The sequence below is a fragment of the Pseudomonas sp. S3E17 genome, assembly GCF_024168685.1.
Lineage (GTDB): Bacteria > Pseudomonadota > Gammaproteobacteria > Pseudomonadales > Pseudomonadaceae > Aquipseudomonas > Aquipseudomonas marginalis.
Map to the genome: position 1 here is coordinate 2,785,525 of NZ_JALJWE010000001.1, position 17,139 is coordinate 2,802,663.

Consider the following 17,139-nt stretch of genomic DNA (forward strand, 5'->3'; position numbering starts at 1 on the left):
ATACGGAAACAGTCCTGTGACATTGGAACAAAACTACACCGCGATCCTCGGCCAACTCGGCGAGGACGTCTCCCGCGAGGGCCTGCTCGACACGCCCAAGCGTGCCGCCAAGGCGATGCAGTACCTTTGCCGCGGCTATGAACAGACACTCGAAGAAGTCACCAACGGTGCCTTGTTCAGCTCCGACAACAGCGAAATGGTGCTGGTCAAGGACATCGAGTTGTACTCGCTGTGCGAACACCACCTGCTGCCGTTTATCGGCAAGGCGCATGTGGCGTATATCCCGAGCGGCAAGGTGCTGGGCCTGTCGAAGGTCGCGCGGATTGTCGACATGTATGCGCGCCGCCTGCAGATCCAGGAAAACCTCAGCCGCCAGATCGCCGATGCGGTGATGCAAGTGACCGGTGCCCTGGGCGTGGCCGTGGTGATAGAAGCCAAGCACATGTGCATGATGATGCGCGGTGTGGAGAAACAGAATTCGTCGATGATCACCTCGGTGATGCTGGGTGAGTTCCGCGAAAACGCGGCCACCCGCAGTGAATTCCTCAGCCTGATCAAGTAACAGGCTGGGTAGGGAAAAACCGGCGTTCATCGCCGGTTTTTTTTCGCCTGCAAAATTGAGGTAAGCTGCGGCCCCTTCTTCATGGGCAAGAGGTTTCAGCCATGTTCGTCAAAGCACTTCGAGTGGGCCTCGGCCACGTCATCATCGCCGGCGACTTCCTTACCCGCCCGCGCAAAAAGCAGCGCCCTGCCGAACAACAGGCGCAGGTGAACGCAGCGGCCAAGGACCTGACCCTGTATCAATTCCACGCCTGCCCGTTCTGCGTGAAGACCCGCCGCACCCTGCACCGCCTGAATGTGCCGGTGGCGCTGAAGGATGCGAAGAACAACGAGCAGGACCGCCAGACCCTGCTGGAGCAAGGCGGCAAGATCACGGTGCCGTGCCTGCGTATCGAAGAGAATGGCCAGACCACCTGGATGTATGACTCCAAGGTGATCATCGATTACCTGGACAAGCGTTTCGCCGCGATCTGACCGACCTGGGCATATCCACTGTGGGAGGGGCAAGTCCCTCCCAGAGTTAGTCCAGTAGTGCCAAATCGAGATCGAGCAGTGCCGAGCCGAGGCACTTGCCATGGGCATCCAGTGCCAGCGAGCGGGTTACGCCGCCGCGCAATATCCCCGGCAGTACGAAGTTCAGCGCCTGCACATTCGGCAGTTCATAGCGCCGCACCGGGGCCGCGTCCGGCTCCAGCAGGCCGGTAAAAAAGTCGGCCACGCGCTCGGCGGTAAGCTGTTCACACAACAGCGGAAAATCCTCGGCTCGGTAAGCAATGATCGAAATGTTCGAGGTGTCGCCCTTGTCGCCGGTACGGGAATGGGCCAGCGTGTGCAGTTTCATGCTTCGATCCTCGGGTTGACCGCATCACGGGGCAGCAGCAATGACGCCACCGCCACCACCTGCCGTACGCTCTTGCTGGCACCGCCGCCGCCGGACGGGCCGTTGGTGTAGAGGGTTTCCACTTCATTGCCGACCCGCACCGCTTCGCTGCGTTCTTCACAGCGGGCCGCCACGCGCAGGCGCACTTCCCAGGGCTCTACGCTGCTGCGCGGACCGTGCAGCGAGTCCATACCGATCAGTTCGGCGCGTAGGTCCTGCATCTTCACACCCATCAGCTCCAAACGCTTGAGTACGACATCCCGCGCCAGCTGCGCCCGTGCGACCGCGCCGGGACCGCCGTAGGACATTTGCCCTTCGCCAATCCAGCCATCCAGGTAACCGACGCTCACCTTCAACTGCTCGGGCCGTGCGCGGCCAGCAGCACCGTGGGCACGTACCCGATCAACGCCCTCCTCATCAAACCCCACCTGGGAAAAATCGGCAGTCACGTCCGGGGTGAGATACGCCGCAGGATCATGCACTTCGTAGATCAACTGCTCGGTGCAGGTGGCACGACTGACCCGCCCACCGGAGCCTGCCACCTTGGTGATCACGGCCTCCCCCTCGGCATCGATTTCAGCCAACGGAAAGCCCAGGCGTGCGAGGTCATCCACATCCTTGAAACCAGGATCGGCAAAATAGCCGCCGCTGACCTGCCCGGCACACTCCAGCAGATGCCCGACCAACGTGCCGCGCCCCAGGCGCTGCCAATCATCCGCTGCCCAGCCGAACGCAAACATCTGCGGCGCCAGGAACAGCGACGGGTCGGCCACCCGCCCGGTGATCACCACATCGGCGTCGGCGCGCAGGGCCTGCAAAATGCCGTCGACGCCCAGGTAGGCATTCGCGGAAATCAGGCGCTTGCCGAGTGAACCCACGGTCTGGCCGTTATCCAGCAATTGCTCAGGCCGCAAGGCCTCCAACACATCATCGCCCACCACGGCCACGACCTTGAGGTGCAGGCCCAGCTCCGTGGCGATACGGCGCACTTCAACGGCAGCCGACACGGGGTTGGCCGCGCCCATATTGGTGATCACCCGCAGGCGACGGCGCCCTTCATGCTGGCCGACAAAGGGCAACACCCGGCGCATGCGCTCACTGAGCAGCGGGTCATACCCCCCCTGTGGATCGCTGATTCGTGCCTGTTGTGCCAAGGCGATGGTGCGCTCGGCCAGGCACTCGAACACCAGGTAATCCAGGTCGCCCCGCTCGGCCAGTTCCACGGCAGGTTCGATGCGGTCGCCGGAATAGCCGGCGCCGGAACCGATGCGCAAGGTTTTCATTTCAAATCACTCCCAGGAGCAACGCCGTGAGGGTCATCAACACCGACGCGGCAAACAGAAAAGGGATGGTGAAGCGCTGGTGATCGGCCAATTCGATCTTGCACAGGCCCACCAACAGGAAGGTCGCCGGGGTCAGCGGGCTGACCGGAAAACCGGTGGTGTGCACGCCCAGTAACGACGCCTGGGCCACTTGCAGCGGGTCGACGCCCAGGGCCTTGCCGACTTCGGCGATCACCGGCATTACGCCGAAATAATAGGAATCGGGGTCGAACAGCATGCTCAGCGGCATGGACATAAAGCCCACCACCGCCGGAATCAACTTGCCGTGGCCCGCCGGAATCTGCGCCACCGCCACTTCAGCGATGGCCTTGAGCATGCCGGTGCCTTGCATGATGCCGGTGAACACCCCGGCGGCGAGCAGGATACTGGCCATGGTCAGGGCGGTTTTCGCATGGGCATCGATGCGTGCGCGTTGGGCGTCCACGTTCGGGTAGTTGATGCACAGCGCTGCCACGGTGCCGAGCATGAACATCACCACCGGGTCGACCCAGCCGGCGATCATCACCACCATGACCAGCACGGTCAGGATCAGGTTGACCCAGAACAGGCGTGGGCGGCGCAGCTTGATGTCGTCGTCGCTGAGCACCCGTTGCGGCACGGCGTCCACGCTGGAGCCGGCGCCCAGGCCCAGGCGTTTTTCTTCTCGCCGGCCGAGCCACCAGGCGCAGGCGAAGACGAAGATCAGGCCAACGATCTGCACCGGGATCAGCGGCTGGAACAGGTCCGCCACCGGCACGTGCAAGGCCGCCGAAGAGCGCAGCACCGGGCCGGTCCACGGCAGGAAGTTGACCCCGGCGGCCATCGCGCAGACACAGGCGAGGATGCGTTTGTCGATGCCCAGCCGCGTATACAACGGCAGCATCGCCGGCACCGTCACCAGAAAGGTCACGGCACCGGAACCGTCCAGGTGCACCAACAGGGCGAGGGTCGCAGTCCCAACGACAATCCGTGTAGGACGTGTCCCTACAGTACGCAGGATGCGATCAATGATGGGATCGAGCATGCCGGCATCGGTCATGATCCCGAAAAACAGGATCGCGAACACGAACATGCCCACCACGGGGGCGACGTTCTTGATGCCGGTAATGATGAAGGCACTGGTTTGCAGGCCGAACCCACCGAGCAGCGCGGCAATGATCGGCAAGGCGATCAGGGCCACCAGTGGCGAAAGGCGTTTGCTCATGACGGCAGCGAGCAGGCACAGGATGGTAATGACACCCAGGGTTGCGAGCATGGGTTACTCCAGAGCGGCCTTGGTGGCCGGTTATTGTTTTCCCTGGAGTATTGGAAGCGCGTTACTCTTTGTAAATTGGAATGTTCAGCCAGTTATATTCGTAAAAACAAAACGCTCGAGAACAACAACAATGAAAAATTCGATCCAGCACATTCAGGCGTTCCTTGCGGTGGCACGCACCGGCAGCTTTATCAAGGCCGCCCATGAGCTGCATCTTTCGCCTTCGGCACTCACCGTGCAGGTGCAACAACTCGAAGACTGGCTCGGCGTCGCCCTGCTCGACCGCAGCCCCCGGCATGTGAGCATCACCGCTGCCGGCCAGGACGCGCGCGGGCCGATGGAAAAACTGCTGCTGGACCTGGACAACATCGTCACCGGCTCCCGCGACCTCGCGGCCTTGCGCCGTGGCGTCGTCACCCTCGCGGCCCTGCCGTCGGTCTGCGCCGGTGCCCTGCCGCCGGCCTTGCGCCTGTTTCGCGAGCGTTTTGCCGGGATCGAAGTACGCCTGCAGGACCTGGTGGCCCATCGCATTCATGCCCAGGTGCGCGCAGGCGAAGTGGATTTCGGTATTGGCGTACGGGCGCGGCTAAGCCATGGCCTGGAGTTCACCCCGGTGCTGAATGATCGATTGTGTGCGTTCGTACCGCTGGATCACCCCCTCGCCCACCATCGCCAATTGACCCTGGAGCAACTGGCGGACCAGCCGATCATCCTCACCGGCCGCGACAGCAGCGTACGCGAGCAAGTGGATGGGTTGTTCGATGAGACGCGGTTGACGATGAACGCCGGGATGGAGGCCAACTACATGTCGACGGTGCTGGCGCTGGTGCGTCAGGGGCTGGGGATCAGCGTACTGCCGGAGTCGGCGGCGGACAGCCTGGAGGGGTTGAAGCGCATCCACATCGATCATCCCGGGGTGAACCGCGAGATCGGTTTGATCAGTCGTAGCGGGATGGGATTGAGCCCGGCGGCGCAGCGCTGTTTCGACCTGCTGCACGATGAATTATCTGGCACGGCATCGAGCTGAATGTGGGAGGGGGCAAGTCGAATCGTCGCACCGCCCTCCCACCGTTTTTGACCGTGGTGATCAGTCGAGCATGGCCACATGCCTGGGATGGCTGGCCACGCGCTTCAACCAGGCCTGCACCGCCGGGTAAGGCGTCAGGTCAAACCCACCTTCATGGGCCACATGGGTGTAGGCATACAGCGCAATATCGGCAATCGAATACTGCTCGCCCACCAGGTATGGCGTGGTTTGCAGCTGACGCTCCATGACCTTCAGAGCCTTGTAACCGCGCTTGTGGGTGGTCTTGTATTCCTCCAGGCGATCTTCCGGCATGTTCAGGTAGAACTGGATAAACCGCGCCACCGCAATGTAGGGCTCATGGCTGTACTGCTCGAAGAACTGCCATTGCAGCACTTGTGTGCGCAGACGCGGTTCGGTGGGCAGGAATTCGCTGCCATCGGCAAGGAAGTTGAGGATCGCGTTGGACTCCCACAGGCAGGTACCGTCTTCCAGCTCCAGCACCGGGATCTTGCCGTTGGGGTTCTTGGCCAGGAATTCAGGGGTCTCGGTATCGCCATTGAGGATGTCGATATCCACCCATTGATACGGGATGCCCAGCAGGTTGAGCATCAATTTGACCTTGTAGCAGTTGCCCGACTTGTAATCGCCATAAACCTTGTACATGGGGCTCCCCTTATGCCGCTTGCGCGTGCTGTGCTTGACGGACCACCGCGGCCAGGCGTTTGAGCCCTTCGTCCAGGCGGGCCGGGTCGATATGGCTGAAATTGAGTCGCAGTGAGCCTAAATGCTGGTCCGGCTCGGAAAAGAACGGTTCACCGGGCATGAACGCGACGTCCTGATCGAGCGCAGGTGCCAACAAGGTGCGGGTATCGAGCGGCTGTTTCAAGGTCAGCCAGAAGAATAATCCGCCCTGGGGCACTTGCCAGTCGGCCAGTTCGCTGAAGTGGCGTTGTAATGCAGCCTGGAATGCGTCGCGGCGCTCGCGGTAGAAACTGCGCAGTTCCACCAGGTGTTGCTGGTATTTCTGCGTGCCGATCCACTGCATGGCCTGCCACTGGCCGACGCGATTAGTGTGCAGGTCCGCCGACTGCTTGAGCTTGAGCAGGTGTGGGAACAGGTCCGGGCTGGCGATCAGGTACCCCACGCGCAGGCCGGGCAGCAAGGTCTTGGAGACCGTGCCGGTGTAGATCCAGCTGGCTTTTTTCAAGCGGCCGACGATGGGCTGCGCACTGCCGCCGTCGAAGGTCAGCTCGCGGTAGGGTTCGTCTTCGATCAGGGTCACGCCGAACTCATCGAGCAAGGCGGCGACGGCCTCGCGCTTGGCTTCGCTGTAACGCACGGCCGAAGGGTTCTGGAACGTCGGGATCAGGTAGACGAACGCCGGGCGATGGCGTTCGAGGTTGGCGCGCAGGCTGGCCAGGTCGGGGCCATCGGCTTCCAGTTGCACGCTGAGGCAGTCGGCGCCGAACAGCTGGAAGATCTGCAGGGCGGCCAGGTAGGTGGGGCCTTCCAGCAGGATCCTGGTGCCTTTGTCGATATACAGCTTGGCCGCCAGGTCCAGGGTTTGCTGGGAACCGCTGACCACCAGCACCTGGCTGGCCTGGCATGGCACACCCAACGCACGCGCCTCGGCGGCGAGCAGTTCACGCAACTGCGGCTCGCCTTCGCTCATGCCGTATTGGCCGATGTTGAGCGGCATATCATCCCAGTCCAGCGCCGGCAGCATGGCTTCGGCCGGCAGGCCACCGGCGAACGACATCACTTCCGGGCGCTGGGCGGCCGCGAGGATTTCACGGATCAAGGAGCTTTTGAGGCGCGTAACACGTTCAGAGAAGGCCATAAGGTCACCGCTAGCGAAGCCTGTGGGAAATACGTCAAACTGGTTGACCGAAATTACGACAGCTTGAGTGGATACGTCAACATGCTTGACCTTAAAAACCAAAGCAGCCAGCAACAAGCCATGGAAGCGTTCTTCTTCGGTTACCAGGCGTTCACTGCCAAGGCCGATGAAATGCTTGAACGCCGTGGCCTGAGCCGCGTGCACCAGCGCATCGTGTTTTTTATCGCGCGCTACCCGGCGCTGAGCGTCAAGGAACTGCTGGAATTGCTCGGTGTGAGCAAGCAGGCGCTGAACATACCCTTGCGCCAATTGCAGGAAATGCACCTGGTGGACAGCGTTGCGTCCGAGACCGACAAGCGCAAACGCCTGCTGGAGTTGACCGAGGAAGGCCAGCGTTTCGAGCAATCGCTGCGCCGCGAACAGGTGAAGTTGTTGCAGCGCGCCTTCGCCGAAGCGGGCGAAGAAGCGGTAAACGGTTGGCTCGCAGTCAACCAGGCGCTTGCAGGCCAGCCTTGATCCTCGGTGGCGCCCTGGCTTTGCCTTTCATCCTTTTCATGCAGAAAATAGAAAACATTATTTGCTTTATTTGTATACAAAAGCATAATTCGCTTCGTGCGAGTTCCTGACCTATTGGTCAACAAAACCCGCCAGTACCTCACAGCGCCCCGCGCTGGACATAACAATAAAATGCTTGAGGAGTACTCGCTGTGGATAGCCGCAAATCCGAAGCCTCGCCGCTGGACCTTGCCCCCTCACAGAACGGCTGGCTCGAACGCCTGTTCAAACTGCGCCTGCATGGCACCACAGTGAAGACCGAGCTGATCGCCGGGCTCACCACCTTCATCACCATGGCCTACATCATCTTCGTCAACCCCAACATCATGGCCGATGCCGGTATCGATCACGGCGCAGCGTTCGTCGCCACCTGCATCGCCGCCGCCCTGGGTTGCCTGCTGATGGGCCTGTACGCCAACTGGCCGGTGGGCCTGGCGCCGGGCATGGGCCTGAATGCGTTTTTTACCTACACCGTGGTCGGCACCATGGGCTACCACTGGGAAACCGCGCTGGGTGCGGTGTTTATTTCCGGCGTGCTGTTCATGGGCCTGACACTATCGCGGGTGCGTGAATGGCTGCTCAACAGCATTCCGGTCAGCCTGCGCCACGCCATGGGTGCTGGTGTCGGGCTGTTCCTCGGGGTGATAGGCCTGAAAACCGCCGGCATCATCGTCGACAGCCCGGCCACGCTGATCAAGCTCGGTTCGCTGCACGAGCCGGCGCCGCTGCTGGCGGCGGTGTGTTTCCTGCTGATCGCAATCCTCAGCTACCACCGGGTGTTCGGCGCGATCCTCATCAGCATCATCGCCGTGACCCTGGCCGGCTGGGGCCTGGACCTGGTGCACTACAACGGCATTCTATCCACGCCTCCGAGCCTGGCGCCGACCTGGATGGCCATGGACATAAAAGGTGTATTCAATGTCAGCATGATCAGCGTGGTATTTGCTTTCCTGTTTGTGCACATGTTTGACACTGCGGGTACACTGATGGGCGTTGCGCAACGCGCCGGGCTGGTCAACGCCGACGGCAAGATCGATAACCTGTCCCGCGCCCTCAAGGCCGACAGCGCGTCGAGTGTGTTCGGTGCCATGGTCGGCGTGCCGCCGGTGACCAGCTACGTGGAAAGCGCCGCCGGTGTGGCCGCAGGTGGCCGTACCGGGTTGACGGCGGTCACGGTCGGCGTGTTGTTTGTGGCGGCCATGTTCTTCGCACCGCTGGCGGGCATGATCCCGGCCTATGCCACCGCCGGCGCGCTGATCTACGTGGCGATGCTGATGATGGCGAGCATGGCCCATATCAACTGGGATGAGGCCACCGATAGCATTCCGGCCATCGTGACCGCAATCATGATGCCCCTGACCTTCTCGGTCGCCGACGGCATCGCCCTGGGCTTTATCACCTACGTGGCGCTCAAGGCGGGCACCGGCAAGTACCGCGAGATTTCCGTAAGCCTGTGGGTGCTGTGCGCGATCTTTATCGCCAAGTTCGTCTTTCTATAAAAGGAGCATGCAATGAGTCTGGAAACCTGGCTGCTGTTCAGCGGCGCTGCGCTGGTGGTGATCCTGATCCCGGGGCCGCTGTCGTTGCTGATGATCAGCAACAGCCTGAACTACGGCCTGCGCCGCTCGTACCCGGCATTTCTCGGTGGGGTGATTGCCTCGATCTGCCTGTTGAGCGCGTCGGCCCTGGGCCTGGGCGCATTGCTGCTGGCTTCGGAACAACTCTTCAGCGCGTTGAAGATCGTCGGCGCGCTCTACCTGTTCTACCTCGCCTGGCAGAGCTGGCAGCAATCGCGCCAGCCGTCCCACGGCGCGACCGTCCCGGAGGCGGCGCCGGTGCCACGTTTTCGCGCGCTGTTCGGCCGCGCCTTCGTGCTGGGGGCCAGCAACCCCAAGGACATCCTGTTTTTCGCCGCCTTCCTGCCGCAGTTCCTCAGCAGCCAACAACCGTTCCTGCCGCAATTGCTGATCATGATCGCCACCTGGACGCTCCTCGACCTGCTGTGCAAACTCGCCTACGGTCTCGGCGCCCATGGCGCTGCACGCTACCTGCGCAGCGGCAGCGGCCAACACTGGTTCAACCGCGTCAGTGCCGCGCTGTTCGGCTGCGCCGGCGTCGCCTCGCTGCTCAAGGCACGGGCGGGCTCAGTTTGACGAAGTAAACGCTGGGTGCCAGGTTCCCCAGCACCGGCCACTGGATGCCTGCGACGATCCGAACCAGGCGCTGTTCCTCCATCGCCCCGCTGACCGTGGCGGCGAGGACGGAATCCCGGTGCGAACGGATGGCTGCCTGGAGCCAGCGGTCAGTAAGCCGCTTGTTCAACGCCACCGAACCGCGCTCGAACCACTGATAGGTCACGTAGTACAGGTTGTTCGAATGGGGATGGGTGGCAACCAGTTCAGGCACGAGGATCTTGCCGCGCCGCACACGCCATTCGTGAAGGCTGAAGCCCTGCTGCTCCAGTACCGCCCTGACGGCCTCCCGCTGCAGGGTTTTGCGCGCTTCGGAGACCTGCGCACCACCGGCTTTGAGTGCCGGCGCCAGCGCCACCGGCGAACTGAAATCGACACGGGTGAAACCCGGCGCCTTGCCTTCGTAGCCAATGAACAGATTGGCGCCCCGCGTTTGCGTGGGCCGCAGCAGGTTCAGCAAATCATCGGTCTGGCCCAGCCTCACAGGGTTGGGGGTCAACCAGTTGTCCAGGGTGGCCCGCAGGTTGAGCAAATGGCTGGCCGTGACCGAGCGCGAGGAATCGGCCAACTCAATCACCCTGGCAATCGCAGACGCCTGGCTTTGCCGCGTAATGCCCGGAAACGCCCTGCCCACCTGTGGCTCCAGCGGCCCGTCGAACAATGGCGTGTGCAATTGCCACTCCCCCGATGGCAGGCGCGACACCGGAATCGGCTGCTCCTGCAGCGCGCTGCCGGTCCAGCGCTCGATATCCACCTGGGCCTTTGAAACCAGCGGCTCGTTCCTGGCAATAAAGCCGAGCGTGCTTAACGGCGCGTGATCCCCCTGGTGAAGCAACCGGTAATAACCAACGCCCGATTGCGTCGCGGTGTCATACCTGGAACCGATGTAGATAGCGTCGTAGGGAAAACCGGGCGGTTCCAGATGCACGTGAAACACCCCGGAAGCCGGCGGACTCGTCGCCAGGGCCTCAGGCATCTGGGTACGCCAACTGAACCAGTAGTCCGCCGGCGCGGCGGACTGAAGAATACGGTTGTGGGTGGCCATCGGTGCCGTGGGCGGTCGCCAGCCTGGCGCTCGGGCAGGTGCCGGCCACGGGGTGAGCGTCGCCGAGCTCGGCCCGGCCACGGGTGCATCCGCCCCCAGCAGCCACTCCCGGGGCTCATGGACCGTCAGGATCAACTCATCGACGCCCGGCGCCTGCCGGTTCTTCAGGCGGAAATACGCTTCGTCGCCACGTCGGTAAACCGGGTAGTGGTGCGTGTCGTCCACCATGAAGTACTCGCCATGTTTGACGTAGATGCCCTTTTCGCCCGGTCCCTTCAACGCCACGGCCTCCTGCGGCGTACCCTGGGCTTTGAAGCGCTCCAGGAGCTTGAGCCGCGCGACCCTCGATGGCGACGGTGCCAATGGGGCGACCCGGCCCAACGTCGAGACGCTCGCGCGGTGGATACGATTCAAGCCGGCGCCCATGGAACGGACGGCCGGGTTCGCCACGGCGCCCGGCTTCAGCTTGGGGCCGGGGAAAAACGTCAATAACAGGTCTATCGTCAAAAACACCGTGCCAAACGCCACATCCACCGCATCCCGCGCCTCACCATAGCGGTGATAACGCCGCGAGGTGAGCAGCAACTCGTACAACTGGTTACCCAGGCTGAAAAACGGCACCACCACCGACAACAACGCCCGCCGACGCGTGTCACGTTGCGCCTCCAGGTGCTGTTCGCGGTAGCGCTGCAGCGCCTGGCCGGACTGACTGTACGCCTGGGCCTGGCGGTGCAACTCAAGCACCCGCGCCTGGTACAACAGGGCCTGGGCATCGGCGTGGGACGTCGGGACCCAGGCCAGCCAGTTCAGCGGGTCGCTGGCGATTTGCTCAAGCAGTTGCTGTTCAATCTCCTCGACACGCGCCGCGGGCACCAGGTGCTTGATATTGAATGAACGAACGAAATCAGCCGCGCGCCAGAGCCCCTGCAGCATGATCGCACCCGGCAGCAGATTACTCGGCTGAAAAAAACCGGCTTGCGCGTGCACCGCACCCGGGTGATGGGCGATGGCTTCAAACGCCCAGCCCGGCGCAACATGCCGGGCCAGGGCGCTGACGTAATCGGGCAACGCCCCGACACGATTGAGGTGCTCATGGGCCTCTTGCAGGCTGGCGTACTCATGAATGTGCCGCGCATCCGGCGCACTGGGCCAATAGACCACGCAGCGTTGCGACAATAGGTCGTGAATCAGCAGGATGCCGGCGATATAGCGATCGTGCTGCAGGGTATGGCCCACCAGATGCACCACGTGCAACTGCAATTGATCGCCGTGTGCAAGCAAATCCGCGGGCACACGGGCCGCCATTGCCGTGTTGAAAAAACGTTGGGCACTCGCGGTCAGCCCCTGCTGAATCGCCGAATGGAGATCCGCCTCGATACCCGCCTGCAAGGCTCGCCTGAGCAGCTCCGGGACACGTGCGTCGCTCAGCCGGTGCGCAGCGGCATCGGGGGGATAAAACGCACCATTGATCAAGGCCTCGTAGCGCCCGCCAATATCCAGCGAGGACACCATGCCGATCAGGTAACGCGGGCTCAGTTGCTGCCGCCAGGCCGGTTGCAGGTACTGGGCATAACGGAAGCGCCACCAGGTGGACATCATCTGCGGGTCGAGGTTGTGCAGTGCCAGTTGCAGCAGGCTCAAGCGCGAACGCTCAGCACTGGGCGCCAGGACTTCCTTGCGATCGCCGACCGTACAGCCGCTTTCCCAACCGCAGAAGCGACCATCGACCCGGTCGGGCATTTCAATAAGCGGAGTGTCGATGTCCAGCTGCGGCGGCAGGCCGTCCTCACGCAAGCGCGCAATCAAAAGGCTGCGGGCGAAGCTGAGCAGATCCGGCAAACGCTGCCCGAGGCGCTCTTCATAGGCCAGGACGCTGCCCAGGTAGCGGCTTTGCAGGTACTTGAAACGGTTGCGTTGCGCCACCGTCGCCTCGGCCAGCCAGCTCGGCAATCCGTGTTTGGCTGCCGCCGCCTTGCGCACCACGTCGACCTGGGCCCGTGCTTGAATCAGGGCATCGCTGACCGGCGCGTCGAGGTGCTTCTCCAACTCGACGGCCAACAACGAGCGAGTCAATTGGACATCCCGGATTTCACTGAAAATATTCGCGCGGCCATCAAACCCGCGCTGCAGGCGCAGGTACCCCTTCATCAGCCTTTTGAGCGCAAGCAAGACAGGATTACCCTCGATGACCTCATAGCGCACCGCCAGGGTTTGATTGGCCACCTGTTCACGTATGGCGTTGCGCTGCGGCCGCTCGATGTAGCGCCACAGCACAGACCCATCACGGCTGTCGAGGCTGGCCTCGATGCCCTGGGACAAGGCTTCGAGGCTGGCAAACGTCGCCACGCCACCCTCGCGCCCCAACGCGCACAGCACCACCGGCACCCGTCGCTGCGGATCGTTGAGCGCCGTGCTGCGGGTCACCGCAAATACGCTGTGCAGAGGCTCAAAGGCGTCGGCGCTGCCCACCAGCACGGACAGCACGCGGGTATCGCTGCCGGCGCGCTTGCTGGCCAGCGGCGTATCCAGCACATCCACCAGCAGGTCGCGATGGACTGCGCGGATCAATTGGAGCCGATGCAGCAAGAGGATGTCGGCGCGCAGCACAGCAGTCCACCCGTCGATGAGCGCGTTCAGGCGCCTGGCTTGACCGACGGGGCGCGCCTTCCAGAAGGCGGGGTCGAACAGTTGCAATTGCGCGCCGTGCAGCAGCGTGTGCAGGGTGTCCGCGTGCACCTTGCGCCGCTGCTCCAACACGACGAAATCGTCAAAGGCCTGGGTATCCGCCCCGACGTCCTGCGGGTCGAGCAATGCCATCAGGCCTTTTTCATACCGTTTAAGCTGTTGCAGCGCCGTGTTAACGGGCAGGTGCGCGGCGGTGCTGGCGAACAGGATTTCCTTGCGCCGCCGATGCTGATCCCAGTCCTGCAACGTCCGGCGAAGGCTGCCCAGGCGCGCCTTGCCCACCCAGTGTCGGCGCGCGCGTTCGATATAGGCGAGCAACCGCGCGGCATTCATCTCCAGCGGCTCGCGCCTGGCGGAAAACACCTGCGCAAGGTTGATCGACATCCCACAGGCCAACTCGTTTTCCCATTGCCCCTCCAGCACCGCCTGCGCGCTGTATGCCAGCGCATCGCCCCTCACTGCCACACCGCGTCCGGGCGCCGCCGCCGCGTCTTCGGGCCGGCATACCTCATGCCGGCGCCGCAGCGGCAGGCACTGCCAGAGGTCGTCGAACGAGGCGCCATTGATCAATGCCACCAGGCCACACTGCAAGTGGGCGAACGACGGATATTCGTAGTAGTTGCGGCGGGCGCCCGGCAGGTACATCACGTGCGGCCCGCCCGCCGGGTCGCCCTCGCGATAAATATGCAGGGCGCCGGGGATCGGCATCAGCCGCGGCCCCACGCCCGGCCACATCAACTCACTGGCCTGGACGCTGGCCCACAGCTCACCGGCGCGTCGGCGCGCTTCGGCCGTCGGAGCGTCCACCAGCGCCTGGACCATGCCCATCGCCTCCTCCGACAGCTCGTCCAACTGCCGCGCCACAAAGGCCTGGTCAGCGAACTGCTGCTTGTGCAAAGCAGCCCAGCGCTCCTGGCGCGTCAGCCAGGAACCCGGCACCAGCGCCTGCCAATAGGCGCTGTGCACCTGGGCAAGCCGAGCCGAAAGGTTGAGCGCAATCACCCGGCGCAACGCCTCCAGCGGCGTAAACGGCAGCTGGCGTGCCGGCTCGGCCTTGAGGCTGACAGCCGTGAACTGATTGAGGTTGATCGACACTGCAGGCAACACCATCAGCCGTAACGCACGGTCGGTCAGACTGTCGACCTGCTGCGCGGCTGCCGGCGGCTTGGGTTCGGTGAAGAGCAGGCCGTCCGGGTCCAGGTCAAAGGCCTTGCGCAGCTCGGCGCGAATCACCCGCAGCACCTTGGGCGCATGCAGGATCAGGCGGGACTGGTGTTTGGCCGACTGGGCGCACCGCAGGTCGGCAACGGTCAGCCAATTGATCAACAGGCTGGGATGGGGGCTGCGGTTGATGGACCGGGTCAGTTGGCGACGCATGGCCTGCAACGCATCGTCGTCGGCCATATCGGGATCGGTAGGTGAAGTCACGGCGGTATCTTCGTCGAGGAAAACCCTAGCCTATGCAGCGCAAACGCCCACAGGGCGCTAGATAATTGACGGGTGCCGCGCACAAAAAAAGCCCGCAGTGTGGGCGGGCGAAAAACCAACGAAGAGCTTGGGGGTGTAACCAGGTGACGACTCAGCTACCGCGATAGGTGGAGTAGCTGTAGGGCGAAATTAGCAGGGGCACATGGTAGTGATCCTGTTCGGCACTGATGCCGAAGCGCAATACCACCACATCCAGGAAGGCCGGCTCCGGCAATTGCACACCGCGGGCGCGGTAGTAATCGCCGGCGCTGAATTGCAATTGGTAGACACCGCTGCGGTAGTCATCACCTTGCAGTAACGGCGCGTCGCAGCGGCCATCGCTGTTGGTCAGCGCAGTGGCGACCAGTTCCAGCTGCGTGCCGTCGACGCGGTACAGCTCAACCTGGATGGCGCTGCCGGGGCAGCCGTGGGCTGCGTCGAGTACGTGTGTCGTCAGTCGTCCCATGGGGCGGGCTCCCTTGCATGAAGTGAAATAGGCTGCACCTTTACGGGGCATCAAAAAGCCGCTGATGGGCCGATTAAGACACTTTTAATAAAAATTGTACACAATAAAAATCACAAAGTTTCCCACAGGCTGCGACGCCTCGATCCTCGGCGGGAATTCTCAGCAAGCCTTGCTTTTAAAAGACCTTTTGTCCGTTTACTGACCAATCGGGCAAGTTTCTTGCAGTGCTGAACGGCGGCAACTCCACGGAAAAAATGCGGAAATACAGGCTTACAAAGTGACCATTAAGTTGTATACAATCAGCCCATCGCTGTGACGCCACCCAGTCTTTCCGCTGGCCGCCACACACTTGCTACCACGAACAAGAAGGAAGACTGCAGTGAGCGCTGACTACCCACGCGACCTGATCGGTTACGGCAGTAACCCTCCTCACCCCCACTGGCCGGGCAAGGCACGCATCGCCTTGTCGTTCGTACTCAACTACGAAGAAGGCGGCGAGCGCAACATTCTGCACGGTGACAAAGAGTCCGAAGCCTTCCTTTCGGAAATGGTCTCGGCCCAGCCGCTGCAGGGCGAGCGCAACATGAGCATGGAGTCGCTGTACGAATACGGCAGCCGTGCCGGCGTGTGGCGCATCCTCAAGTTGTTCAAGGAATTCGACATTCCTTTGACCATCTTCGCCGTGGCCATGGCTGCCCAGCGTCATCCGGATGTGATCCGCGCCATGGTCGACGCCGGCCACGAGATCTGCAGCCACGGCTACCGCTGGATCGACTACCAATACATGGACGAGGCCCAGGAGCGCGAGCACATGCTCGAAGCCATCCGCATCCTCACCGAACTCACCGGCGAACGCCCGTTGGGCTGGTACACCGGGCGCACCGGCCCCAACACGCGGCGGCTGGTGATGGAGGAAGGCGGCTTCCTCTACGACTGCGACACCTACGACGACGACCTGCCCTACTGGGAACCCAACACTCCCAACGGCAAGCCGCACCTGGTGATCCCCTACACCCTGGACACCAACGATATGCGCTTCACCCAGGTGCAGGGTTTCAACAAGGGCGATGACTTTTTCGAGTACCTGAAAGACGCGTTCGACGTGCTGTATGCCGAAGGCGTCGAGGCACCGAAGATGCTGTCCATCGGCCTGCATTGCCGCCTGATCGGCCGCCCGGCGCGCCTGGCCTCGTTGAAGCGTTTTATCGAATACGCCAAGGGCCATGACCAGGTGTGGTTCACCCGCCGCGTCGACATCGCCCGCCACTGGCATGACGTACACCCTTTTCAGGGAGCGGCCAAATGACTGCTTTCCAGACCTTGAAACCCTCGACCTTGAGCCGTGACGCCTTCGTCCAGGCCTTCGCCGACATCTACGAACATTCGCCATGGGTGGCCGAAAAGGCCTTTGAGCTGGGCCAGGATGCCTCGATCGACCAGATCGAAACCCTGCACCAGCGCATGAGCGACATCCTGTTGAGCGCCGATCACGCCAGTCAGCTGGCGTTGATCAACGCTCACCCGGACCTGGCCGGCAAAGCGGCCGTCCAGGGCCAACTCACCCAAGCCAGCACCGATGAGCAAGCTGGCGCGGGGATTCACCACTGCACGGCCGAAGAGTTCTCACGCTTCACCGAGCTGAACGATGCCTACAAGGCCAAGTTCAAGTTTCCCTTCATCATGGCGGTAAAAGGCAGCAACCGGCATCAGATCCTGGCCGCGTTCGAAACGCGCATTCACAACTCGGTAGACGCTGAGTTCAAATGCGCACTGGCCGAGATCAACAAGATCGCGTTGTTCCGTTTACTGACCCTCTAAACGACCATCCCCAGCCACTCTATTTA

Annotated in this window: 15 protein-coding genes; 8 read left to right on the forward strand and 7 right to left on the reverse strand. The window is 62.4% G+C overall.

Annotation, left to right across the window (positions count from 1 at the left end):
- Positions 1–16: 16 nt before the first annotated feature.
- Entirely contained in the window at positions 17–562 is a 546-nt protein-coding gene (folE, locus tag J3D60_RS12260) for a GTP cyclohydrolase I FolE (RefSeq protein ID WP_019826593.1), read from the forward strand.
- Between the two features lie 101 nt (positions 563–663).
- Positions 664–1,035 (forward strand): glutathione S-transferase N-terminal domain-containing protein, encoded by a 372-nt coding sequence (locus J3D60_RS12265; RefSeq protein WP_253491599.1) that lies wholly within the window; start codon positions 664–666, stop codon positions 1,033–1,035.
- Between the two features lie 46 nt (positions 1,036–1,081).
- On the opposite strand, the gene J3D60_RS12270 is transcribed toward J3D60_RS12265, so the two are convergent.
- Genes J3D60_RS12270 through J3D60_RS12280 form a run of 3 tightly spaced genes read right to left on the reverse strand, consistent with a single transcriptional unit; the run spans position 1,082 to position 4,018 of the window.
- Positions 1,082–1,402: a hypothetical protein gene (locus tag J3D60_RS12270; RefSeq protein WP_253491600.1), complete on the reverse strand. Its 321-nt coding sequence runs from the start codon at positions 1,400–1,402 to the stop codon at positions 1,082–1,084.
- Positions 1,399–2,724, reverse strand: a complete 1,326-nt coding sequence (locus J3D60_RS12275) for an acyclic terpene utilization AtuA family protein (RefSeq protein WP_253491601.1) — start codon at positions 2,722–2,724, stop codon at positions 1,399–1,401. The genes J3D60_RS12270 and J3D60_RS12275 overlap by 4 nt, the downstream gene beginning before the upstream one ends.
- Before the next feature lies 1 nt (position 2,725).
- Complete coding sequence (locus J3D60_RS12280; protein WP_253491602.1) at positions 2,726–4,018, reverse strand: CitMHS family transporter; 1,293 nt, start codon at positions 4,016–4,018, stop codon at positions 2,726–2,728.
- 130 nt (positions 4,019–4,148) lie between these two features.
- Between J3D60_RS12280 and J3D60_RS12285 the strand changes: the two genes are divergently transcribed.
- Positions 4,149–5,045, forward strand: a complete 897-nt coding sequence (locus J3D60_RS12285) for a LysR family transcriptional regulator (RefSeq protein WP_065940511.1) — start codon at positions 4,149–4,151, stop codon at positions 5,043–5,045.
- A gap of 60 nt (positions 5,046–5,105) precedes the next feature.
- On the opposite strand, the gene J3D60_RS12290 is transcribed toward J3D60_RS12285, so the two are convergent.
- Both J3D60_RS12290 and J3D60_RS12295 read right to left on the reverse strand, forming a co-directional pair.
- Positions 5,106–5,708 (reverse strand): glutathione S-transferase family protein, encoded by a 603-nt coding sequence (locus tag J3D60_RS12290; protein WP_027603925.1) that lies wholly within the window; start codon positions 5,706–5,708, stop codon positions 5,106–5,108.
- Between the two features lie 10 nt (positions 5,709–5,718).
- Positions 5,719–6,885, reverse strand: coding sequence for a PLP-dependent aminotransferase family protein (locus J3D60_RS12295; protein WP_253491603.1), 1,167 nt, complete (start codon positions 6,883–6,885; stop codon positions 5,719–5,721).
- An 81-nt stretch (positions 6,886–6,966) separates the two neighbouring features.
- On the opposite strand from J3D60_RS12295, the gene J3D60_RS12300 reads away from it, so the two are divergent.
- The 3 genes from J3D60_RS12300 to J3D60_RS12310 all read left to right on the forward strand — a co-directional run bounded on the left by J3D60_RS12300 (position 6,967) and on the right by J3D60_RS12310 (position 9,593).
- Entirely contained in the window at positions 6,967–7,401 is a 435-nt protein-coding gene (locus J3D60_RS12300) for a MarR family winged helix-turn-helix transcriptional regulator (protein ID WP_253491604.1), read from the forward strand.
- A gap of 191 nt (positions 7,402–7,592) precedes the next feature.
- On the forward strand, positions 7,593–8,939 hold the full coding sequence (locus J3D60_RS12305; RefSeq protein ID WP_253491606.1) for an NCS2 family permease: 1,347 nt from the start codon (positions 7,593–7,595) through the stop codon (positions 8,937–8,939).
- Between the two features lie 12 nt (positions 8,940–8,951).
- Positions 8,952–9,593, forward strand: coding sequence for a LysE family translocator (locus J3D60_RS12310; RefSeq protein ID WP_065940516.1), 642 nt, complete (start codon positions 8,952–8,954; stop codon positions 9,591–9,593).
- Here J3D60_RS12310 and J3D60_RS12315 read toward each other — a convergent pair.
- Together J3D60_RS12315 and uraH are read right to left on the reverse strand one after the other, a co-directional pair.
- The gene (locus tag J3D60_RS12315) at positions 9,568–14,790 is read right to left on the reverse strand and encodes a DUF6543 domain-containing protein (protein ID WP_367399670.1); all 5,223 of its coding nucleotides are present in this window, start codon (positions 14,788–14,790) and stop codon (positions 9,568–9,570) included. The genes J3D60_RS12310 and J3D60_RS12315 overlap by 26 nt on opposite strands.
- Before the next feature lie 151 nt (positions 14,791–14,941).
- A complete protein-coding gene (gene uraH / locus J3D60_RS12320) occupies positions 14,942–15,295 on the reverse strand; it encodes a hydroxyisourate hydrolase (RefSeq protein ID WP_027603919.1) in 354 nt (117 codons plus the stop codon).
- Positions 15,296–15,674: 379 nt separating this feature from the next.
- On the opposite strand from uraH, the gene puuE reads away from it, so the two are divergent.
- The gene (gene puuE, locus J3D60_RS12325) at positions 15,675–16,601 is read left to right on the forward strand and encodes an allantoinase PuuE (RefSeq protein ID WP_253491608.1); all 927 of its coding nucleotides are present in this window, start codon (positions 15,675–15,677) and stop codon (positions 16,599–16,601) included.
- The gene (gene uraD, locus J3D60_RS12330; protein ID WP_253491609.1) at positions 16,598–17,113 is read left to right on the forward strand and encodes a 2-oxo-4-hydroxy-4-carboxy-5-ureidoimidazoline decarboxylase; all 516 of its coding nucleotides are present in this window, start codon (positions 16,598–16,600) and stop codon (positions 17,111–17,113) included. Before puuE ends, uraD begins: the two co-directional genes overlap by 4 nt.
- The last annotated feature ends 26 nt before the right edge of the window (positions 17,114–17,139 follow it).